The 25,166-nt window shown below is 43.0% G+C and carries 12 protein-coding genes; 5 read left to right on the top strand and 7 right to left on the bottom strand.

All coding sequences use genetic code 11. From position 1 onward, the window contains the following. Positions 1 to 16: 16 nt before the first annotated feature. The 7 genes from P2W82_RS10855 to P2W82_RS10825 form a co-directional block, all read right to left on the bottom strand. On the bottom strand, positions 17 to 1,201 hold the full coding sequence (locus P2W82_RS10855) for a glycosyltransferase (protein WP_336515903.1): 1,185 nt from the start codon (positions 1,199 to 1,201) through the stop codon (positions 17 to 19). Beyond that, positions 1,194 to 2,429, bottom strand: a complete 1,236-nt coding sequence (locus P2W82_RS10850; protein ID WP_336515902.1) for a glycosyltransferase family 4 protein — start codon at positions 2,427 to 2,429, stop codon at positions 1,194 to 1,196. The genes P2W82_RS10855 and P2W82_RS10850 overlap by 8 nt, the downstream gene beginning before the upstream one ends. Next, positions 2,426 to 3,883: an oligosaccharide flippase family protein gene (locus P2W82_RS10845; RefSeq protein ID WP_336515901.1), complete on the bottom strand. Its 1,458-nt coding sequence runs from the start codon at positions 3,881 to 3,883 to the stop codon at positions 2,426 to 2,428. Before P2W82_RS10845 ends, P2W82_RS10850 begins: the two co-directional genes overlap by 4 nt. 56 nt (positions 3,884 to 3,939) lie before the next feature. Continuing rightward, complete coding sequence (locus P2W82_RS10840; protein ID WP_336515900.1) at positions 3,940 to 5,166, bottom strand: O-antigen ligase family protein; 1,227 nt, start codon at positions 5,164 to 5,166, stop codon at positions 3,940 to 3,942. Further along, positions 5,163 to 6,098, bottom strand: coding sequence for a glycosyltransferase family 2 protein (locus P2W82_RS10835; RefSeq protein WP_336515899.1), 936 nt, complete (start codon positions 6,096 to 6,098; stop codon positions 5,163 to 5,165). The genes P2W82_RS10840 and P2W82_RS10835 overlap by 4 nt, the downstream gene beginning before the upstream one ends. Positions 6,099 to 6,464: 366 nt before the next feature. Beyond that, complete coding sequence (locus P2W82_RS10830; protein WP_336515898.1) at positions 6,465 to 8,813, bottom strand: GumC family protein; 2,349 nt, start codon at positions 8,811 to 8,813, stop codon at positions 6,465 to 6,467. Positions 8,814 to 8,825: 12 nt separating this feature from the next. Next, positions 8,826 to 9,650 (bottom strand): polysaccharide biosynthesis/export family protein, encoded by an 825-nt coding sequence (locus P2W82_RS10825; RefSeq protein ID WP_336515897.1) that lies wholly within the window; start codon positions 9,648 to 9,650, stop codon positions 8,826 to 8,828. A gap of 459 nt (positions 9,651 to 10,109) precedes the next feature. On the opposite strand from P2W82_RS10825, the gene P2W82_RS10820 reads away from it, so the two are divergent. The 5 genes from P2W82_RS10820 (at position 10,110) to recG (ending at position 25,164) form a co-directional block, all read left to right on the top strand. Further along, entirely contained in the window at positions 10,110 to 15,077 is a 4,968-nt protein-coding gene (locus P2W82_RS10820; RefSeq protein ID WP_336515896.1) for a PKD domain-containing protein, read from the top strand. Between the two features lie 266 nt (positions 15,078 to 15,343). Further along, on the top strand, positions 15,344 to 16,540 hold the full coding sequence (locus tag P2W82_RS10815; protein WP_336515895.1) for an acyltransferase family protein: 1,197 nt from the start codon (positions 15,344 to 15,346) through the stop codon (positions 16,538 to 16,540). A 166-nt stretch (positions 16,541 to 16,706) separates the two neighbouring features. After that, positions 16,707 to 20,492, top strand: coding sequence for a PKD domain-containing protein (locus P2W82_RS10810; protein WP_336515894.1), 3,786 nt, complete (start codon positions 16,707 to 16,709; stop codon positions 20,490 to 20,492). A 283-nt stretch (positions 20,493 to 20,775) separates the two neighbouring features. Next, entirely contained in the window at positions 20,776 to 22,941 is a 2,166-nt protein-coding gene (locus tag P2W82_RS10805; protein WP_336515893.1) for a PKD domain-containing protein, read from the top strand. 93 nt (positions 22,942 to 23,034) lie between these two features. After that, positions 23,035 to 25,164, top strand: a complete 2,130-nt coding sequence (gene recG / locus P2W82_RS10800) for an ATP-dependent DNA helicase RecG (RefSeq protein ID WP_336515892.1) — start codon at positions 23,035 to 23,037, stop codon at positions 25,162 to 25,164. The last annotated feature ends 2 nt before the right edge of the window (positions 25,165 to 25,166 follow it).

The raw sequence follows: 25,166 nt of genomic DNA, 5'->3' as shown, positions 1-25,166 counted from the left end.
AGCAAACAGCGTGCTATCAGGCATTCATGAAATCAAATATTTTTTTTCCGAGACTCAGGTGATCAAATTCTTTTTTTCCAACCAAATGCCCCCTGATCCCGATCTCTGCTGCTTTGTCCGGATTGTTTACAACATATGCAAGTGATTCTGCATATTGATCAACATCATAGTCTTTTGCCAGCAAAGCATTTTCTTTATCGGAGAAATAATTCTTCAGCTCACCAATATTTGTACTTACGATCACTTTTGATGAAGCCGTGTATTCTCCTGTTTTATGAGGAAAGCGTGCAATATCCTGTGCTGAGTTGCGCAGCGGAATCAGTAATGCTTTTGACGACATGTATAGATCAACCAGGTCACTGTAGGGAAGCTTGCTGAAGATTTTTATGCGATCTTTTTTAGGGCTTGCAGCAATTCTATCCTTCACACGTTTCATGTCTTCAGGATTGCCATGCGATACGAGATAGAGGAAATAATCCTTATTATCTATTTTTTCGAAAGCTTCCAGGATGAAAAACAATACTTCCCAGTACGCAGCATGTCCGCAATACAACAGGTATTTTTCATCAATCGACTTTATTGCTTTGAATTTTGAGAAATCCACCATGGCCGGCACTTTCAACTTAGGTTTTTCGGGCGCAAGTTTTTCCGTGTGGCTCATCAGGAAATCACTGATGCATAAAACCTTGTCAACATAATTGAACGACTGATTATCGTACATTTTATTGTCCCAGCGGATAAACCAGTTTTTATCTTTGCTGTCCGAAAATGATGTCCAATGCTCAACGGTATCCAGCAAAAGCGGAACTCCTGTCAGTTTTGAAAATATGCGGTAAATGAAAATGTTGTAAAAATAGTTTGTTGACAAAATGATATAGTCCAGGCCGCCATTTCTTTTCTTGGCGCGGATCATTCTGAATTCATTTATTCCTCCCACAATTTTCTGCCAGTTTCTTTTCAGGAACGATTGTGGTCTGTATGGTGAACCTGTCGCATATTTGAATTTGATGCCTTCATAGTTTCCGGTGGAAAGTATCTCTGCATCCGAAGTATCAGCATGAATACCGTAACGGCTAATGATAGTTACATCGCATCCCTGTGCCATCAATCCTTTGGAAATAAGCTTTTGCCTTTCTATCTGGGCATAACCAACAGGGAATCCATAGGTGCCGAAATAATATATCTGGGCGTTTTTACGCATTTGTCTTGAGTGTTGAGTCTAAATTGATCTTTTTGTCAGAATTCAGTCCCGGGCTTGTTTTCCCTGACTGTAATCGCTTTTTATAAACGTCGACGGTCTGTTCTGTAATACGATTCCAGGAGAAAACAGCTTCTGTTTTCCCTTTACTGATATTTTTTTTCATTTGATCCCTCAGGTCAGGATTTGTCAGAAGTTCCAGGATCGCTTCGGCAAGTGCAACCGGGTTTCTCGATGGGACCAGCAACCCCGTTTGCCGGTCACTAATTACTTCAGACAATCCATCAATGTTAGAAGCAATGAGCGGCTTGTCAAAAACAAAAGCAGTCATAACTACACCGCTGTTGGAAGCAGATGTATAAGGGCATACTACTATGGCCGATTCCTGGATTAATGTTGCCATTTCATCATTGGACAGACTCTTGTCGATGATGCGGAATGCAGAGTCGTTTTTAATCGATTCTTTTAATTCAGGAAGGCTCCATTTTCCTGCTATCACCGTTTGTATGCCAGGGTAAGACTGTTGCGCGATTTTTGTCGCTTCCACAAGGTATTCAGCGCCTTTATACGAATTGATAAATCCGAACAACAATACCTGGTTTACATTTTCTTTAATTGCAGGATTGATGAAGGACTGCAGGTTTTCAACTATGCCAAAATATATTTTATGGCATTTTGCCGGATTGGCATGCGTATATTCCAAAAATCTTTTTCTTGTGATTTCCGAAGGAAAAATCAGCTGCACATTGAGCTTTGCAATTGCTTTCAACATCACCTTTTCATGCCATTGAAAAACTCCTGTATGCGGCACGGATTCGTGCAACGTGTGTACACGTGCAGTGCCAGGGTTAAGCATATGTATATACAGCAGCAGTGGAAACTGACCGATCACATGAATCACATCATAGCGTTGCTTTTTGATGGTAAGCGCCAGGTCAATGAAACTTTTATGCAGCGACGGTCTTGCGAAACCTGTATTCGGATAGAGGAAGAACCAGATCTTATTCAGCTGTGAAAAATATTGAGCATGACTGCCCAACGCTTCTCTGGTTTCAATTTCATTCAGAAAACCAGTTCTTCCATATTTTCTTGCATCGATATCAAAAAGAAAAACATTACGATCACCATTGTTCATGGGAACATAAAAATCCACCTCATGCACATGCTGCAATCTGTGTATATAAGGTGCGGTTACTTCGAGGTGGTAGCTGGAGACGATGCAGATTCTCATCTGGTGTCCATTAATTCTTTTATAGATCGCCTGATTTGTTTCCTGAGTACAAACAGCAGTACACCGATGGTGGCCAGCCCGGCTGCGATCCTCACCAGGAAATGAGTTTGATGAGTAAGGTAAGTTACCAGCATCAACAGGAAGAAAATTCCTGTGGTCACAAATATGACGCGCCAGGGAATTTCGGTTGGCAGTGATTTCTGCAGAAAGTAATAGTGATACGACAGATTGATCATTGAACTGACAAGGAAACCCATGGACAATCCTATTGCTCCGTATTTTGAACCAATAAATAAGCATGGAGTGGCAACGATCGCATATGCAAACGAAAGCTTCGCAAGCAGCACCTGTTTGTTGATGGCACTCAGGATCATGCCTATATAACAAAGTATACTATACAGGATAGTGTACCAGATTTGTACGTTAAATACTATTGCAGAAGACACATAAGCCTCCCCGTACATCAGTAAAATAATTTCCTTGCTGAAAAGACTCAGGACGAATGCGCCGGTATTACCCAGCAGCATCAGGAAAATATAAACATTCTTGATGCTGTTCGTAAACTTCTCGCCATCATTCGCGAATATGCGCGAAACTACCGGGTATAATACATTCATGAACGTCAGCAGCAACATCTGCACCGGGCCGATAATCCTTAAGGCGATATTATAAAATGCGATCTCCGTATCTGATGCATTCTGTTCCAGGTATACAACAGGAATTTGTGTTGTAATCAAAGTGAAAACAGAAAGCAGGAAAAACGAAGATGATTCACGGACAAGATTGATCTTTAGTGGCGTTGCATTCTTTGCAGAAAGACTGATGAATCCATTTTTCTGAGATCGGAAATAGAGTACAGCAGTCCGCAAAATCTGCAGTCCGACAGTAATCCCCATCACCACATTCACCTGGATATATTGAGAGGGCAACAGTAAAATGATCACCACCCAGAGTGCTGTCGAAAACAACTGGATAATCGAAGGTTGTTTCATACTCTGGTATCCATAATTCACGGATTCCAGCGTATCCCAGATGCTGAGGAACAGAATATTTGCGCTGAGCAGTATCACCGACAATTGGTCAAAATGAATTTTTGAGAAATAGTTATTGTAGATGATGATACTTACGACCAGCGGGAGAAAGATCAATGTCCTGAGCAGGAAGGATTTCCTGAAAAGAATATTCGATTGACTCGGATTTACTGCTATTGTACGAATAATTACCTGGCGCATGCCAAGGCCACTCAAAACGAGATAGATATTTGATAATACCAACAGGTAGCTGAAGATTCCAAAATCTTCAGGTGCGAGCCCTTTTGCAATCTTGATACTGGAAAATATCGTAATACCCTGCACCAGGATATTCGATAGTGTAATGGTCGAGAAATTGTTGACAATCCGGTTTGACGTCACTTTCTTGAGCATACTCTGGAAATAACTCACGGTGTTACTCATGGAGAAACCGGTTTCGGTATATTTTGACGGGTTCAAGTGTTAACTGGATTGATAAGTTAAGATGTTGTACGGAATTTTTTCAAAAAAAGTCCACAGGTGATGGACAGGCAGGCAGTGGAAAATGTAAACTGATTAACCTGTTGTATCATTATGAACAGTAAAATATTCGTTAGTAAGAGTAAAGATAATATGATCCCATCGGTGTCTTTTTTTCTTGCAGAACGGAATATCTGGTTGTAAGAAACCACAATGGTAATCAGGTACCAGACGCAAAGCAACACCAGGCCGATTGCACCCATTGTCAGTAGTGCGTACAGATAACCCACATCAGTAGCCTGGTACATTTCGTAAAGAGCAACAAGATTAAGATCTATTCCTATCCATGGACTGGTTTGAAAAAGCCGCATACCGAATTCAATCGTTGAAAGACGGGAAGCAAGGTTTCCGTCTTTCTTCTCCAGGTCGTAAAACATTTCTTCAATACGCTCGCCTAATGTCTGTTTTATGGTATTAACGACAGGAGTATCCAGGAATGTAAGGACAACGGAAATGCAAAGAACCGTCAGTAAAATATAGGAAACAGCTTTCTGAAACTTTTCTCTTCGTATGAGCATCGTGATGAACAGGGCAAAAACAATACAAATGGAGATCGCCAGCCAGGAGCTTCTCGAAAATCCAATCAATATGACTATCACGTATAAACCAAGCAATGCTGACTTTAAAAGATCTGCGCCTTTGTAGATAAATTCATACACCAGGTACATGAACATGATCACCGTGATGTAATATGTGGGAAGTGTTACACGTGTGAGAAATGCGTTGATTTCGTAGTTCTGACCACCGGAGTGACCGCGGTTATAGAAATACCCGTCAGCAAAGAGCCCTTCCGTTCCATGGAGGCTTTGTGCGATGGTGAGTCCGGCACCGAGTACACATAAAAAATGTACATAATTGATGTAAAATTTCATTTGGCTTTCATCCACCAGGAAATAGATGAAAATCATCAGGCCAAAAGGATATACAGCGCGGAGACTGTACATAAACGTACCTATGCCTTTCACATATTCTGAATTCATTGCAAGGAAGCCGATATATACTCCGAGCAAAATCCATGACGTGAGTATTGTCCTGAATGGCAAAGGTGTTTTCTTCCATCTGCGGAAACAAAGGTAGACGAGCCAGCAATTCATGAGATCAGCACCATATATAAGCGGCGAGGGTAGTTCGAAACTGCCCACATTCAGTGCTGTCAGAAATAATAATATCAGAAAACTATTCTTCATTGACGCCCCATCATTTTTTTCACGTTCAGTTTCACCAGTGTTTTTGCAGGTATATCATACATGTTGCGAGCCTTGATAAAAAGACTCATGGTATGGAAGGCGCCTTTATTCGAAAGATTTCTTTCAATGATATATTCAAATGCTTCTTTTTTCTTGACCGGAATATTTTGAAGAATTTCATTTTTCAATCCCTTCTTAAAATCGTTCGATTCGTCAAGGTTCTGAACAAACTCCTGCAGCCATTTATAGTAGGTTTCTATGGCTTTAAATCTCAACATTGAGTTACCGATATTCGAAATATTCAGTTCACTCCATCTCCAGAAACACAAAACCCGGGAACTGGCCACGACGCCATTTTTCCTTGCCAGCGAAAACCAGGTGGCATCGTCTGTTGCCCATGCCAGCGGTAATTCAACAAAACCTTTCATCGCGAGAAGTGCTGATCTCCTGAACACAAAGTTCTGTGCAAACAAATCTCTCATGCCATACACGCGATGCCATACAAAATCATGTACCGTCTCCAGTTCGGGTGCAGAAGGTGAATACCGGATGATTTCATCGTTTTTCCCGATGATCGCTGTGCGCGTGTAAAAAAGATCCGGCTCCGGATATTTTTTTATCAGGTTACTTATCTCCTGTAAGAACTCGGGATGCAATACATCATCATCAGAAAAAAGAATGCAAAACTCTCGCGTTGCATAACTAAGACATTTGTTCCAGGAGAAAACAACATTTTCCTTTCCAAGATTCACTTCATTCTCGAAATACCTTACTCTTGGATCATCGTAGTTGTAAACAACCTTTGCAATATTTTCAGGTGACTTATCATTAACGATGATCACTTCAAAATCCTTATAGGATTGTGCTAAAACACTTTCCAGTGCTTTCCTCAGATATTTTTCCTTGAATGCCGGTATCAGAACTGAAAACATGTAAGCAAAATTTAAAGCTGCAAAACTAAGTTTTGTTTCAACCTTGTGGTGTGCCGGGATATGGCTTCGCCACCTCAGTCACAGAACTGACCCCGGAACTCTAACAAAGACTGAATATGTCTCTATTTAAGGCTTTTCACCCGGTAATACATTGTAGTTCAAACGAAAAACACGCTGAATAATTATATTTTTTCGTATTGTAATTACCCTGTATCCGGCTCCGGAACTGTATTACAGAAGGATTGGAAATGTGGTTTTATCGGATAAATGAAGCAGGCTCTCCGGATATCGCTGCGAAGTATGCTGTATATACAACGAAATGTTGAGGTTAATCAAATCGTGATTTAAAATGCTGATTCAATTCGTTTATCTGGATTTCTTTTTTCTGTTGTATTCTTCGTACGTGTTTTTATAATCGTAACCATAGCCGTGCCCATAACCAAAACTGAATTTGCCAAAGCCGCGGCCTTTAATGCCGTTGAATACCAGGGCAACATTTTTCATGTTGTGAGATTCAATTTCATGGTCCATATTGCCAATTATGGACTTGGGTGTATGTTTATGGCGGATCACGAATAAAGTAAGCTGTACGAAATGCGCGATGACATATGCATCTGAGATGGCTTTTACAGGTGCTGAGTCAATAATGAGCACATCAAACTTTGTATCCAGGTAATTGAGGAAAATCTCAAAATTTGGCCCTACCAGGTATTCGCTTGCGTCTTCCTGGATAGTGCCGGAAGGAACCAGGAACAATCCTGGACTATCGGAAATAGGGAAAATAATTTCATTTTCATTTGCCTGGCCAGCGAGATAATCGGAAATACCAGGTAATTCTTCCATTCCGAAAAATTCCCTGAGTTTCGGACGATAAAGATCCAGTTCCAGGAGTGCCACTTTTTTGCCGCTGCGCGCATAGCTTTTTGCCAGGTTTACAGATACAAAGCTTTTTCCTTCACCCATGATGGAGGATGTTACAAGAACCCTTTTCAGCGGTACTTCAGGTTCGCTGTAATACTTTAGCGAATTACGAAGATGCCGGAACTGTTCCTGGGCAAAACTTCTGGAACGGGTATAGTCAATTTTTTCATAAATGATCTCACCGGCAAACGGATAACTGGTCAGTTTCTCAACATCTGCGCGATAGAGAACCTTACTGCTCGCAAGGTCTTTCAATGAAATCAAACCAATACCCAATCCGATAGGAAGTACCAGGGACATCAGCATCATCAGGTTGATGTTGGGGCTAACCGGGCCATTGCTGGAGGTCGGGTAGTCTACAAACAAATTGATATAATTGGCTGTATTTAACTGGTACGAAATTTCTTCTTTACGGGCGAGCAGGTATGAATAAACATCATTTTTTGTTTGTTGAGCACGGCTAACTTCTATCAACTCCCTTTCATTAGCAGGAATAGTACTCAGCCTTGATGCATATTCGTTGTTTTTCTGTTTCAACTGGCTCATCTGGCCGTTGATGATCCTCCGCTGATTCTGAATATTTTCAGCTATCCTCGGTTTTAATTTTGCAATTTCTTCCCGGATGGAAATCATCGCCGGACTGTTTTCACCGGTTGTCGGCCTGAGTTGTTCGTAGCGCGTTTCAGCCAGCGACAATTTTTCGAGCAAATCGCGAAGAACAGGATCGGAACTGTTGATCATCGAAGCACCGATATTCCCATTGGCATCTTTCGATTTTATGTAGCTGTCGACTTCTTCCAGTGCAAAGAGCTGCAGCTGATAAGTATTATACTGCTGATCCGTTTGCTGAGCTCCCGAGAGATACATGCGACCTTGTTCACCGATATCGATGGTTCCGGTTTTAGATCTGAAATTTTTTATACCTGTTTCTAATGAATCAAGTTCACGGCTCACATTCTCAATGCGTTTATCCAGCCATGCGAGTGTATTGTGAGCAATCTCATTTGATTTATCCTGTGAAAGGTTATGGTATGCACTTACAATAGCATCCATGATCGCCTTACCTCTTTCAGGATTGGTATCACCGAGGCGGAGTGTTATGATTGTCGCCTGTTTGTTGATGGCAGAAGCAGAAAAAGTTCCCTTCAGGATTTTCGCCATGGCTTCTTCATTGAAGAGTGCGAAAAAATATTTGGGTTCTTCTGTTTTTTCTTTTGTTTGCGGAGCTGGATAATACCTGGGATTTTTTACAAACTTCAGAGTATCATAGGGCGTCTTTACCCATTGGTCAATGGGATAAGATTTACCTGCGATATCGACCGTTTGATTTTTCTCATCGTAGGTAAAATAGATTTTGTTGATTTTCGGCGCCGACACCCTTCTGGTATTTTTTACCTGGACCTCGATAGGACTGCTCTGATATCCGGAACTAACTTTCGCTCCACGCCAGCCCGACTGTTGAAAAACCGGAGCACAGAGGTTCAATTCTTTGACCACCCTCGTAAGCACCGGGATAGATCCGATAATTTCAATTTCGTTTTCTACAACATATTTTGAAGTAAACGAGTTGAGCATCTGCTCGGCCTTGCTGTACTCCTGTCCTTTCTTTTCATCATTGATCTTGATGCTGGCTGTTACGGCATAGCCCGGAGTTGTAGAGTACAGATACCAGGCAGTGTATAGGCCTGTCAATACAAATAAAATGACGAATACCGGCCAATAGGGCACATACTTATAAATCACCTGCTGCAGCTGCCCGGGATTGGAGTCATTGTTTTGTGGTTCCTTCTTCATTATAATACTTTTTTATCGCCAGAATCTGTCTAAAACAATAATCAGGAAGGATGAGACACTGAAAATGATCGGTAGATAGACTTGCGATCTCTCCATTGCTACTCGATCACGAATAGGCTCGACATAAATTATATCATTGGATTTAAGATAGTAGTATTCAGATGAGAGGATATCAGCGGATCTGAAGTTTAGCTTCTCAGTGGTTTTCTCACCTTTCCCATTTTCCCTGATCAGGGTAACGTTCTCCCGATTCCCAAAAATACTCAAGTCTCCGGCAAGTGCAACAGCTTCTATGATACTTAATTTTTCATTAGGAACGGTATACACCCCGGGACGCGCTACTTCACCGATTACGGTGACCCTGAAATTTAAGAAACGTACTGTTACAATCGGATCTATAAGTAGCTTTTTATCAACAAGTTCTTTTACAATATGCTGAGAAAGCTGCATTTTGGTCATCCCCTCCGCGTGTACTTTACCCAATTCAGGAAACTGGATATCGCCATCATGATTTACAAGATAGCCGATGGTCAAAGTATTACCGGTTGTGGCGCCGGAGTTGGTCGCTGATGTCGATTCGTTGGATGCGTTGAACCTCCGGTCTTCTTCCGGGCTTTTACTGGCAACAACAATACTGATGATATCATCCACCTGGATAACCGATTCCATCGGCAACTGCTTATCCGGGGTAACTACAGGGCCTGTGCCTTTGATTTGTGGCTGGAAGTAAATGAGTTTTTTAGTATTACCACAGGAATTCAATCCAATAACTCCGATCAGAACAATTAGAACATGGAGAAGAGGTTTCAGAAAACTGGGCTTCAGGGAAGTGTTCATAAAATCGGAAACGCGAAGGAAATATATTCCTTGTTGATTTTGAGGGTTATAATGACTATTGATTTATAAAATTATAATTCTCCTCTTATACATCCTAATTATTGGTTACGAGGATTTTATCTGTTACGCCCTTTGCCTCCGGTGCTCTGAAAAAAGCAAACATTTGAGCTGCTTTTTCCATATAAATTCCTGTTTACGACAGATTTAGAAACGAAAACTATTTATAAATATTGTTTGCTGCAGATGGGCTGAATCCTATTTGATGTACGCATACCTGTTTAAGAATTTGAGGCCGGCATTTGCCCGTAAAAGGCTTAATTAAAAAGTTGTCCACCGGAAATTTTATAAAAAAAAGAAAATCAGCGATTTGGAATATGTAGAATTTTTTACATAAAAATCGGCCGGTTTATTCTGGCATGGTTTTAGTCGTCCCGAAAGCGTACCACGAAAATCCACCTTATGAAACCAAACTTACACAAGAGTCTGGGCATATCCCGTATGCCCAAAAGCTTCCTGATTTTTATTCTCTACTCAGTTTTTTCTTCCAGCACTTTGTTTGCACAGTTTCAGAATCCAGGTAATGGAGTGATTATGTATGATAACTGTGAGCAGGCTCCGCAATACAGCTGGGGAATGGATCAAACAAAGGGATATGCCATGATCACCGGAGGGAACCAGAACATGAATAACAATGATTCCCGGGCCTATATGGTTGTGAGCACCGACTTTGCAAGAAAAGGATCAAGATCATACAAAATGCACGTGGAGAAACGTACCGATTATCCTCCCTGCTGTAACTGGGTTCGGTCAGAAGTGATGTGGCTGGCACCTAGTCAACAGACAAGAGCAAATGAATGGCGCTTCGCGTCGGTGTCTATTTTGATTCCCCAGTCATTCCAGTTTGAAAACAGACCAACACAAATTGGTTTCGATACCAAAGCAAGTCCTGATGATTTGCAAACACCATTCTGGCTGGGGATAATGAATGGCCAGTATTACGTTGATGGATATTTCATTGGCGGACCGGTTTATCTCGGAGCCGTTGTAAAAGGGCAATGGGAAGACTGGTTGCTGGAAAGAAACTGGTCTGGAGGTTCTGATGGATTTCTTCGTTTTTACAGAAATGGTAAGCTCGTTTATGAAAAATATGGTGCTAACTATTTCACCCGTGGCGGAGATGCGCCTATTGCCCGTATGCAGCATGGTTTGTACAAATGGGTTTGGGCAACTTCTAACGGACAGGGTTGGGGTGAAGGATCTCCCGTTGCTGCAGCTAATGCTCCAATGGAAATTTACCTGGATGAAATCAGGTTTGGATCTCCTTCAGCTAAACTCTCTGATTTTTTACTGGATGCTGCACCTGCACCAAATCCAAACGCTGCACCAACAGCACAGGCAGGCAATAATCAAACGATAACGCTACCCACAAATACAGTTAACCTGACAGGCTCTGGTGCGGATACTGACGGAACGATTTCCGGTTATACCTGGACGAAAGTATCAGGACCATCCGGAGGAAATATACAGGCTGCAGGAAGTGCTTCGACACAGATTACAGGCCTGGCTGAAGGCACGTATGTATTTCGTTTGACCGTTAAAGATGATGATGGAGCTACCGGATATGATGAGGTAACCGTAACAGTAAATGGTGCTCCCCAGAATACAGTACCGACAGTATTTGCAGGTGACAATATAACGATCACGCTTCCCACAAATACAGTTACGTTAAGAGGGTCAGGTACTGATCCTGACGGAAGCATTTCTAAATTTCAATGGACCAAGGTTTCCGGACCTTCTGGTGGAGACATTCAGAATGCGGCACAGGCAACGACACAGGTCACAGGTCTCCTGCAGGGAACATATACTTATCGTTTAACCGTAACCGATAATAACGGGGCTACAGCGCAGGACCAGGTAACCATTACCGTAAATGCAGCTGCGCCTCCGCCAAATGTGGCACCCACGGCACAGGCTGGCAATAACCAGACGATCACACTTCCTGCCAGTACTGTAAACCTTGCGGGTGCAGGAAACGATACTGACGGATCAATTTCACGATATGCATGGAGTAAAGTTAGCGGACCAACCGGTGGGGTTATTCAGGCTGCTGGCAGTGCTTCAACTCAGATCACCGGTTTGATTCAGGGAACATATGTCTTCAGGTTAACGGTAACTGATGATGGCGGTGCAACAGCTTCTGATGAAGTGACTATTACTGTAAATGCTGCAGCTCCTCTGCCGAATGTGTCACCGACGGCACAGGCTGGCAGTAACCTGACTATCACACTCCCGGCCAGCACAGTAAATCTGGCTGGTGTTGGAAACGATACCGATGGTTTTATTTCACTTTATGCATGGACCAAAGTAAGCGGACCATCAGGTGGAACTATCATGTCTGCGGGAAGTGCTTCAACACAGATTACAGGTTTGACTGAAGGCACTTATGTTTTCCGGTTGACTGTAACTGATAATGATGGTGCTACTGCAACGGATGATGTAACCATTACAGTAAATCCTGCGGCGCCGTTGCCAAATGCGGCACCAACTGCAATAGCAGGTTCAAATAAAACTTTGACACTCCCTGTGAATTCTACCAACCTCACTGGCAGTGGCCAGGATAGTGATGGATCGATAACGAAATACGCATGGACCAAAGTAAGCGGACCAGCAGGTGGAACAATCGTTTCAGCGAATGCCGCTTCAACAAATATTACCGGATTAACACAGGGTACATGTGTCTACCGGTTAACGGTAACCGATAACGATGGGGCAACCGCGTCAGATGACGTTACCGTAACCGTGAATGCAGCAACAGCACCTCCACCAAATAATACACCGACAGTATATGCAGGTGATAATATCACGATAACACTTCCTGTAAATGCAGTTACTCTTACGGGAACTGCTACTGATAATGACGGAAGAGTTGCGACAATTGAGTGGGTTAAAGTAAACGGCCCTGCTGGTGAAACGATTGCAGCAAATGATGCACTTTTAACAAGAGTGTCAGGTCTTGTAGCAGGTACTTATACTTTCCGATTGACTGTTACCGACGATAAAGGAGCTATTGCAACTGATAATGTTGTAGTAACAGTTAATCCTGCTGCTGCACCACCGCCAAATGCGGCGCCTAATGCAAATGCAGGCGCTGATAAAACGATAACTCTTCCTGCCAATTCAGTCAACCTGGTTGGATCAGGTCAGGATACTGACGGTACAATCGTTGATTACACGTGGTCAAAAGTCAGTGGTCCCACAGGAGGAACAATCGCATCAGCAGATGCCGCTTCAACCGAAATCAGTGGTTTAACTCAGGGTGTCTATGTCTACCGGTTAACTGTAACCGATAATGATGGTGCTGTTACATCAGACGATGTAACGATTACTGTGAATAGCGCTCCGGCACCACCGCCAAATGTTGCTCCACAAGCAGTAGCAGGTTCAAACCAGGTGATTACTTTACCCAAAAATTCTGTAACACTGAATGGATCCGGTAACGATTCTGATGGAAGTATCACAAAGTATGCATGGACAAAGGTGAGCGGTCCTAACAGCGGTAATATTGCAACGAGCAATGCTGCATCAACAAGTGTCACAAATCTGACTGCAGGTACTTATGTATTCAGGATTACGGTAACAGACAATGACGGTGCGACTGCTAATGACGATGTTATTGTTCTTGTTAATCCAGCGCCAGTGGTTGTTCCTAATGTGCCACCAACTGCATCTGCCGGTTCTGATATCAGCATAAGGCTCCCGGTAAATACGGTTACATTAAATGGTAGCGGAGCAGATGATGATGGTAGAGTAACCAGCTACAACTGGACAAAAATAAGTGGCCCATCTGGTGGAACATTCGTTTCACCATCAGCACAGTCTACCAGTTTCAACGGACTGGTTGCGGGTACATATGTTGTTCGCCTGACTGTAACCGATGATGATGGTGCAACTGCATCAGACGATGTCCAGGTAATAGTGAGACCCGTGGCAACGACTCCCGCTAACCAGGCTCCCAATGCAAATGCTGGTGCTGATATCAGGATTATCTTACCAGCAAATTCTGTAACACTGAATGGCAACGGTACGGATGTTGACGGCAAAGTTGTATCATTCAACTGGACAAAAAGTTCAGGTCCTGCAGCTGGTACAATCGTTAATGCAGCAGCACAATCAACAGGAGTAACAGGTCTTGTGGAAGGTGTGTATATTTTCCGTCTGACGGTTGTCGATGACGATGGTGCTAAGGCAACAGATGATGTAAAAGTAACGGTTCGAAAAGCAAACAATGCTCCCGCGAACCAGGCACCGACCACTTCAGCAGGAAGTGACAGAGTGATACAGTTACCCGTTTCCACTGTAAATCTTCGGGGTACAGCTGTTGATCCGGATGGAACGGTTGTAAGCTACAACTGGAAGAAAAAATCTGGTCCTGAAGCAGGAACTATTCAGAGTGCAGAAAGCATCGGTACATCGGTTGTTGATCTGAAAGAAGGTGAATACATCTATCGCTTTACTGCAAAGGATGATAAAGGTGCAGAGGGTTCTTCTGAAATAAAAGTTACTGTAAAGGCGGCCGCACCAGCTCCCGTTCCAAACAAAATGCCTGTGGCTGATGCAGGTGCAGATATAACACTTAATCTGCCGGTGAATTCAACAACTTTGAATGCTACCAAATCAACCGATCCGGACGGAACAATTGCAAGTTATCGCTGGATAATGGTGAAGGGGCCCGTAACTGGCACGATGACAAATAATAATCTGCAGATTGCAAACCTGAGTGACCTGGTGGAAGGTGTGTATGAGTTTGAGCTGACAGTATTTGACAACGACGGAGCTTCTGCCACAGATCGTGTATTGGTAACCGTTATAGGAAAGAATGTGAATCCGGTACCCGTACTTTCAGATACGATCACCGTTTATCTGCCAGCGCGTAACACACAATTGGATGCAAGTAAGTCATATGACAGTGATGGTACCATTCAATCATTCTTCTGGAAAAAAGTGAGTGGTCCTGGTACGCCAAGGCTCCTGTCACCAAATAATGCCAAAACAATCATTACTGACCTGGTAATGGGTACCTATCAGTTCAGTGTAACAATTACTGATAACGATGGTACGGAAGCAACGGGTACCGTAACGGTGATTGTGAAAAACAGTTCGGCAAGAAGACTGATCCCTGTGATCAACCTTTATCCAAACCCGGCTGAAACACAGGTGACACTGACGATCGATTCAGAAGTTGATGGAAGAAGTGATATAGTATTCTATGATCTGATGGGTCGCCCGGTACTGCGTGATACATTCAATAAGAATAGCCGCACGTATCAGAGAAAAATAAATATCTCTCACTTGTCTGATGGGGTATATGCAGTTGAAATATCCATAGACCAGGCAGAAAAAGTAGTGAGGAAAGTGGTAAAACAATAGATATTTGCACTGCGATAATACGTTTAAAGCCGCCTTAACTGATAAGGCGGCTTTAAATTTTAAACAGGAGAATGACGATTGAGATAAGGGGGCGCTTAATGTTCAAACTCATGTGTTTTAGCCGGTATGCCAATTGTGGAAACTGTTAGCCAATGAAAATCAATAATAATTGTTCAGGCGAATCGTTTCATAGATGCAGAATGAAAAATAGATGTAATAAAAATGAATTGTTTTTTAATATTGATTTACAGTAATTTAACTGTTGGATGAAGAAGATTTTTCAAATAGAGTTGGATAGATCGCGGAAGTTTGGGTTAGATATTCTGAGGTGCATCGCGATCTTATGTGTCGTCATCGAACATGGAGGAAACTTTATTCCTGAAAAGTACAGGCACTACAATGAGTTCCTTTATTTTGATGGTGTATCGATCTTTTTTGTTCTGAGCGGATTTCTGATCGGCGGCATTCTTATCAAACTTCTGCAGAAGAATCCGGTTGTAGATTCAAAATTTTTACTTGACTTCTGGATCAGGCGGTGGTTCAGAACAATTCCTGCATATTTTCTTGTGCTTTTTATCCTTATCGTATTACAGGTTTTATTTCACCGGACTTCTCACTTTGATTCACCTGTGGCGATAATCTATAAGTGGTTTATTTTTTCCCAAAACCTGGTCACTCCGCATCCCTGGTTTTTCCCGGAAGCATGGAGCTTATGTGTGGAAGAATGGTTTTACCTGCTGATCCCAGTGATCATCTGTCTGCTGATTATTTTTCTGAAAATTAAATCCAGGTACTCCGTACTTGTCACGGCATTATTTATTCTCGTATCCATCACTCTTTTTCGATATTTCAGATTTCAGGAAATCACTGTGGCAAATTATGAAGAGTGGGACATCATGTTTCGCAAACAGGTTTTTACAAGGCTTGACAGTTTAATGTATGGGGTAATCGGAGCATATATCAGCTTTTATTTCAATCCTTTCTGGAAAAAGTATAAGCGACCTATGCTTTTTGTTGGACTGATTTTGTTTTTGGGTGCAAAATACCTCTTGCCATTATACACCGAAGTCAACGGTTTATACAATTGCGTATTTTCCTTTTCTGTAGTTTCACTCGGCACGCTATGTCTTTTACCCTACCTGAGTGATTTTAAGTTCAGTAATCCCAATGCAGTGAACGGATCATTTTATACAGGCATTACCTACATTAGCCTCATTTCATATTCAATGTATTTGCTTAATTATTCGTTGATCCAGGTATGGATTATTGACCGGATTCCCTGGGGCAGTTTTATGAGTTCGGTTGCATTGATAGTCACAGTTAAATACATTTTATTCTGGGCAATGGTCATTGCACTTTCTATCCTTCTCTACAAATATTTTGAAGTGCCCATGACTAAACTACGTGATAACCCGAGGTGGAAAAAAGCCAGGGTAAAGCCTGTTATTAATCAAGTCAGCTGATTCAATTATTGCCCTTCTTATTGTTTTTAATGCAAACATTCTTCCTCGCGTTTGAGTATCAACACTGTTTTATTTATTGTGTGTTGTAGAAAAAATTCTATACTTTTTTAACAGTTCCTTTGGCATAGGTTTTGTATTTCTGACCATATCCTATAAATCCGTTCTTATGAAAAATCGTTTACCCTTTGGCGTATACGGCTCTTTGTCGTGCGCACTAATTTTTCTGTTTCTCTTTTCTCCTGGGGTCCAGGCTCAGATCCAAAGCGACGGACCAAATTCAGCAAAGATTTTATACGACGGTGGTGAAGCAGTTCCACCGATTTCATGGCCAACTCCAAAAACCAAAGGTTACATGATGTTTACCGGAGGTTCACAGGTATTTGGTGACATGAACTCTCCCACCAATGGAACCATCGTAAAGGAAGGACAGTATGGTGCTCCAAAACCCAGAGCAGGAAATAGTTGTTATCGTTTCCACGTAGAACGCAGGCCTGATCTGGCTCCGCAATATTGTCGTTCAGAATTGTACTGGGGCAATGGCGATGGAGAAAATACCGGCGCAAGATGGTATGCAGTAAGTATGTATTTACCAACTGATTGGGGTTTTGACACAAGACCTATCGGTCTTGGTTACGATTTTAAGTTTCCTGATGCGCAGGGGCCTGCTAACCTCAATCTGAAATTAATTAATGACAGGTTGAATATTACCCATCAGTATCCACAGGGCGCACAGGAAAAATATTATGACATTGGAAAAGTAGTGTTGGGACAGTGGATGGATTTTGCAATTTATTTCAGGCGTTCCACTGGTTCTGACGGGTTGATTGAAGTATACATCAATAAAAATAAAGTATTAACTATCACCGGTCCAAATTCGGCTGCGCAAGAGAGTTATGTTTTATGGGGGCCTTACAAATGGCAGTATATCACGGAGAATGGACAGGGTGAAGGTCAGGGTACATATAACGGACCAATTACTATTTATTATGATGAATTGCGCATCGGTGGTGAAAGTGCAACTATTGAAACCATTTCTCCTGGCGGTTTCTCTTCTCCGCCAGCCAATGCCGCACCAACAGCCCAGGCTGGAGATAACCAGACGATCACACTCCCAACCAACTCAGTAAATCTGACGGGGACAGGAAGCGATCGTGATGGATCTATTGCGCGTTATGCCTGGTCCAAAGTGAGCGGCCCATCTGGTGGAAATATTCAGAATGCAAACAGTGCGTCAACACTGATCACTGGTTTGACTCAGGGAACATATGTGTACAGGTTAACTGTAACAGATGATGACGGCGCAACAGCATCTGACGATGTTACCATAACTGTAAACGCTGCTGTGGCACCAAACAATCCGCCGACAGTGTATGCCGGTGATAACATAACGATTACGCTTCCTGCAAGCGCGGTAACATTTGCGGCTACTGCTTCAGATAATGATGGAAGAGTCGCCAGTGTTCTGTGGACGAAAATTAATGGACCAGGTGGTGAAACGATTGCAACGAATGATGCGCTTTCGACGCGGGTTTCAGGTCTTGTGGCAGGTACCTATACCTTCCGCCTGACTGTTACCGACGATAAGGGAGCTACCGCTGCTGATGATATTACCGTGACAGTCAATCAGGCTACCACACCGCCACCAAATGCAGCTCCAACAGCTAATGCAGGTGCAAACAAAACAATCACTCTGCCTGTAAACACTGTAAATCTTACAGGATCAGGACAGGATACTGATGGAACTATTTCCGATTATTCCTGGACGAAAGTAAGCGGTCCTTCAGGTGGTGCGATAGCAACCCTTGATGCAGCTGCTACCGATATTACAGGATTAAATGAAGGAACCTATGTCTATCGGTTAACTGTAACCGATAATGACGGTGCCATTTCTTCTGATGATGTAACCATTACTGTGAATGGTGCAGCTGCACCACCGGCAAATGTTGCCCCACAGGCAGTGGCAGGTGCAAACCAGGTGATCACATTACCAACAAATTCAGTAACACTGAATGGATCAGGTACTGATTCGGATGGAAACATCACAAAATATGCATGGACAAAAGTGAGCGGTCCCAACAGCAATAATATCGCGACAAACGATGCTGCCTCTACGCGTGTAACAAATCTTACTGCCGGAACTTATGTTTTCAGATTGACAGTTTCAGATAACGATGGTGCTACCGATAATGATGATATCATAGTGTTGGTGAATCCTGAACCAGTAGTTGTTCCTAACGTACCTCCAACTGCTGCGGCTGGTACTGATATCAATATCAGGCTTCCGGTAAATACGGTTACTTTAAATGGCAGCGGAGCAGATGACGATGGAAAAGTTACAGGATACAAATGGACAAAAGTAAGTGGTCCATCAGGTGGAACATTCCTTTCACCTGCAGCACAGTCTACCAGCTTCAACGCATTGGTTGCAGGTACATATGTAGTGCGCCTGACTGTAACTGATGATGATGGAGCAACTACGTCAGATGATGTTCAGGTGATTGTAAGACCAGCGGCAGCTACTCCGGCTAACGAGGCTCCAAATGCAAATGCCGGTGCTGATATCAGAATTGTTTTACCAACAAATTCCGTAACACTGAATGGTGTAGGTACGGATGTTGATGGAACTATAGCTTCTTTTAACTGGACCAAAGTAAGTGGCCCTGCGGCTGGAACAATCGTTAATGCTGCGGCTCAATCCACAGGAGTAACTGGTCTTGTGGAAGGAGTATATAACTTCCGCCTGACAGTGGTAGATGATGATGGTGCAAAGTCAACAGATGAGGTGAAAGTCACTGTGAGAAAAGCGAACAATGCTCCCGCCAACCAGGCACCGAGTGCTTCTGCAGGCAGTGACAGGGTAATTCAGTTGCCGGTTTCTACTGTAAATCTTCGGGGTACAGCTGTTGATCCTGATGGAACAGTTGTGAGCTATAGTTGGAAGAAAAAATCCGGTCCTGCAGCAGGAACTATACAGAGTGCGGAAAGCATCGGAACGTCGGTTGTTGATCTGAAAGAAGGTGAATACGTCTATCGTTTTACTGCAAAAGATGATAAAGGCGCAGAAGGCTCGGCCGAAATAAAAGTAACAGTGAAAGCAGCAGCTCCTGCTCCTGTTCCAAACAAAATGCCTGTTGCTGATGCTGGTGCAGATATTATACTCAATCTCCCTTCCAACAGTGCAGCGCTGAACGGATCCAAATCAAGTGATCCTGACGGAACAATTACAAGCTACCGTTGGGTAATGGTGAAAGGCCCTGTGACAGGTACAATGGCGAATGGTAACCTGCAGATTGCAAACCTGAGTGACCTGGTGGAAGGTGTATATGAGTTCGAGCTGACAGTGTTTGATAACGACGGCGCATCGTCAGTAGATCGAGTACTGGTGACCGTTGTAGGAAAGAATATTAAACCTGTAGCCGTAGTTTCCGATACGATCACGGTTTATCTGCCGGCTCAGAATGCGCAGATCGATGCAAGTCAGTCTTATGACAGTGATGGTACCATCCAGTCATTCTACTGGACAAAACTGAGCGGTCCCGGATCACCAAGACTTCTTTCACCGAACAATTCAAAAACAATTATCACTGACCTGGTATTGGGTACATATCAGTTCAACATAACAATCACCGATAATGACGGAGCAGAGACGGTAGGTACAGTAACTGTGGTTGTGAAAAACAGCTCGGCAAGAAGACTGATCCCAGTGATCAACCTCTATCCAAACCCGGCTGAGACCCAGGTTACCCTGTCAATCGATTCAGAAGTTGATGGAAGAAGTGATGTAGTATTTTATGATATGCTGGGTCGCCCGGTATTGCGTGACACATTCAACAAGAACAGCCGTACCTACCAGAGAAAAATAAATATCTCTAATCTTTCTGATGGGGTATATGCAGTTGAAATCTCCATTGACCAGGCGGAAAAGGTTGTACGTAAAGTAGTTAAGCAGTAATACAGGATTTCATATAGTTGACGATAAGTATGGGCAGATGATGAGTCTGCCCATTACTTTTTCTGTAATAGCCGCTTTGCCAATTACTGCCGCGCAATTTTGACATTTGCCATTCCGTTATACCAACCTCCGACCCTTATGCATTAGCTGATGCGAAACAAAAAGGCATTGATTTTACAGATCAATGTAATCCGCTATTCAACTAACCGCATATTCCGGATAGGAAAATGCTCCCGGAAATGATTACGAATCAATACCGATGGAACATTAATTTCTTATCCGAATGAAAAAACGCTACCCAACTACTGTTAAGTCAATACTGTTTTGTTTGCTGCTCGCCGGATCATTCACCGGCTATGCACAAAAAAAGATCCTCGTTTTCTCGAAAACAGCTGGCTATCGCCATAGTTCCATTGACTATGGAATTGATGCTATTAAAAAGATCGGTGCAGGTCGTGGTTTTTCTGTAGAAACCTCAGAAGATGCAGCAGACTTTACTACAGCAAATCTTTCTGCTTTTTCCCTGGTGATTTTTATGAGTACTACGGGAGATATACTTAACGATGCGCAGCAGGCTGCATTCGAAAAATTTATACAGTCAGGAGGCGGATTTGTTGGTATACATGCAGCAACTGATACTGAATATAACTGGCCATGGTATGGGCGGCTTGTCGGTGCATGGTTTAATGGGCATCCTGATATACAACAAGCCAGAGTAAATATTGCAGGTACAGGAAGGCCGGGTAACGGCGGAATTCCTTCTCCATGGATCAAAACAGATGAGTGGTATAACTTTGGCAGCTTTCAAAGTCCGGTTACGCCTTTGCTGACGGTTGACGAATCATCCTATTCTGGCGGAACAATGGGCGCAAATCATCCGATTGCATGGTACCATGATTTTGATGGGGGAAGGGCCTGGTATACGGGGTTGGGTCATACGGATGAATCATTTTCAGATGTAACTTTTCTTTCTCATCTCGAAGGAGGAATCGCTTATGCTGCCGGCAATGCGCAAACAAATGTTGCGCCAACTGCAAATGCGGGAAACAATATACAGATCAAACTTCCGCAAACTACGGCAACATTAAAAGGTACCGGCGCTGATTCTGATGGAAACATCGTTTCCTACAAATGGACAAAAATATCCGGTCCTGCAGGTGGAATCATAACAAATGCTGCCCTGGCAGAAACTGGCATAACTGCATTACAAAAAGGTACTTATGTTTTTCGGTTGACCGTAACCGATAATGATGGTGATACAGGCTACGACGAGGTTTCTGTTACCGTATCTGATGCAGCTCCGGTGCCTGCAAACAAATTGCCTGTGGTGAATGCAGGCCAGAATCAAACAATCAGGCTGCCGCTGAACACAGTAACATTAAGAGGCTATGCTTCTGACACAGACGGAACTGTTACAGGCTATAATTGGACAAGAGTGTCGGGTCCGGTTACGGGAGTTGTGATTCAAACACCGGGAAATGCGGTAACGAATGTTACTGGACTGCAACAGGGAATTTACATTTTCCGGTTAACAGCAACTGATAATAGTGGCGGTGCTGCTACAGACGATGTGCAGATAAAGGTTGATCCGCCATTAAGCGCATCCAATCAACCTCCGGTTGCTGATGCTGGTGCTGATAAAACAATAATTCTTCCGGTAAATAGTGTGGTGCTGAATGGAAAAAATTCTAAAGATCCTGATGGAACCATCAGTGTATGGAGTTGGGTGAAAATAAGCGGACCGGTAGATGGATTGATGGCAGGAGCAAATAGTGATCAGCTTTCGCTTACCAAATTAGAGCAGGGAACATATGTTTTTCAACTCACTGTAACAGATAACCGAGGATCATCATCAACTGACCAGGTAACAGTGACTGTTATTGACAACGGCGGCCCCAATCAAACACCGTTGATCACCATAAAAGATTCATTTTTTGTCCGGCTACCGGTACAGAATACAGAACTTGATGCATCAGCATCAAAGGATCCTGACGGAAGCATTAAACTTGCTAGCTGGCAGTACATCAGCGGACCAAGAGATCCTCTGATTCTCAGCCCGGATAAACTAAAAACTATTGTTACGGATCTCATTCCCGGAAATTACCATTTCAGACTCACGGTCACCGATAACCGTGGCGGTACTTCTCAGAAAAATGTAGTGGTTGTTGTACTCAACAGTACTTCCAGGAGGGTAATACCCAAAGTTGGATTGTATCCGAATCCTGTTGAAGAAAAAGTTACCGTGACCATCGATACAGATATCGACGGACGAATGGAGGTCACATTCTACGGGTTGGAAGGAAAACCCGTTTTGTCAGCCATTCTGCTGAAAAATACAAGAGTACTCAGCCAGACTTTTGATATAGAGGCGCTTTCTTCCGGGGTGTACACAGTGGTAATTAAAATGGAAAGGGCAGAGCCGGTAGTGCGGAAGATTGTCAAGCAATAGTGATTTTTCCTGAATCTGTAGTCAAAAATCGCAGGGAAAATCAGTTTTTTGCAAAGTATTTTGGTCGATACTGCGAAACGGATTTAAGTATTTTTGCACGAAATTTCTGATATCTCATTTCTGCCAAACATACTTTCGAATCCGATTGAATACCTGAAGGGTGTGGGCCCGTTCCGAGCGGATCTGTTGAAGAAGGAACTCAACATCTTCTCCTTTCATGATCTGTTGAATCATTTTCCTTACCGGTATGTAGATAAAACAAGGATAAATCTGGTTCGGGAAATCACTTCCGAATCAGATTATATCCAGGTTAAAGGTAAATTAATGAACCTCGTGCTGGCAGGCGATGGGAGGTCAAAGAGAATTACCGGAATAATAAAAGATGCCAGTGGTGAACTTACGCTTACCTGGTTTCAGGGCATCAATTGGATACAGAAAAATCTCACTATCGGAAACGAGTATCTGGTTTTTGGCAAAGTCGGTTTTTACCTGGGCCTGCCTCAGCTCACACATCCTGAAATAGAGCGATGGCAGGCTGAAGAAAAAAATACCAGGAACTTCCTGGAGCCAGTGTATCCTGTAACGGAAAAGTTAAAGGCCAGGGGAATTACCGGAAGAAATCTTGGGAATATCACTGCGAACCTTTTTTCAATGATTTCTGAAAATGATCTTATTGAGAATCTTCCGGGTTCATTGATGCACAGGGAAAATTTGCTGACACGTTTTGACGCATATCGGAATATACATTTTCCATCTTCAGTTATACTGCGCGACAGAGCAGTTTATCGCTTGAAATTTGAAGAGCTGTTGATCAGCCAGATCAGGCTCGGTATGTTACGATCTAACAGGCACCGTTACTCGAAAGGCATAATTTTCGGAAAAGTCGGAGATTTGTTCAATCGTTTTTATAATGATCATCTTCCTTTCCAGCTGACCAATGCTCAAAAGCGGGTATTAAAAGAGATCAGAAAAGATGCCGGTTCCGGGCACCAGATGAACAGGCTTTTGCAGGGTGATGTTGGAAGCGGAAAAACAATGGTAGCATTGATGAGCATGTTGCTGGCGATTGATAACGGCTATCAATGTTGTTTAATGGCGCCAACAGAAATACTTGCACGGCAGCACTATGAGGGAATCAGCGGGTTGCTGAAAGATCTGCCGGTGTCAGTAGCAATCCTGACCGGATCAACAAAAACTGCTTCGAGAAAAAAATTACTTGCCCAGGTAGAATCAGGAGAGGTGCAGATCCTGATTGGCACACATGCTTTGATTGAGTCGGCTGTTCAATTTAAGCAGCTCGGCCTTGCGATCATCGATGAACAGCATCGTTTTGGAGTTGAGCAAAGAGCCAAACTTAGAGAAAAAGGTGAGAATGCCCCGCATATTCTGGTGATGACCGCTACTCCGATTCCACGTACATTAGCCATGACTGCTTTTGGTGATCTCGATACCAGTGTTATTGATGAATTACCACCGGGCAGGCAGCCAATTCTTACCACGCATCGTTTAGAAGATAGCCGGCCGCAGGTGATGAATTTTATCAGGAATCAAATTGAACAGGGTCGGCAGGCTTATGTGATATTTCCTTTGATCGAGGAAAGTGAGAAAATGTATTATGAAAATCTCATGAGAGGGTATGAGAATATTAAAGCCTGGTTTCCGGAGCCAAAATTTTATATCAGCATGGTGCATGGACGTATGCCGGCAGATCTTAAGGAAAGCAATATGCAACGTTTTGTTTCCGGAGATACACAAATTATGGTATCGACAACTGTAATTGAAGTTGGAGTGAATGTTCCAAATGCGACAGTAATGGTAATAGAAAGCGCGGAGAAATTCGGATTAAGTCAGTTGCACCAGTTGCGGGGCAGGGTAGGTAGGGGGTCAGACAAGAGTTACTGCATTTTATTAACAGGAAATAAGGTGTCGGCAGAAGCAAGGGAAAGATTATCAGTGTTATGTGCCACTAATGACGGATTTAAAATCGCCGAAAAGGACCTGGAAATCCGGGGTCCTGGTGATATAGAAGGAACAAGGCAGAGTGGGGCGCTGCAGTTTAAACTGGCTGATATCATGACCGATAAACTTATTCTTGAAAAAGCAAAATCTATTGCAGAAAAAATTATTGCAATGGATGTGAAGAACCCGGATAATGAGTTCAGACAACTCCTTGATCATCTGCAAAGAGGAAAGAATAAGACGCCATGGAGCAGGATTGCCTAGCT

The organism is Pollutibacter soli (assembly GCA_029269725.1).
Lineage (GTDB): Bacteria > Bacteroidota > Bacteroidia > Chitinophagales > Chitinophagaceae > Pollutibacter > Pollutibacter soli.
The sequence above is the reverse complement of the archived record's forward strand: the minus strand, read 5'-3'. Positions and strand labels throughout refer to the sequence as shown.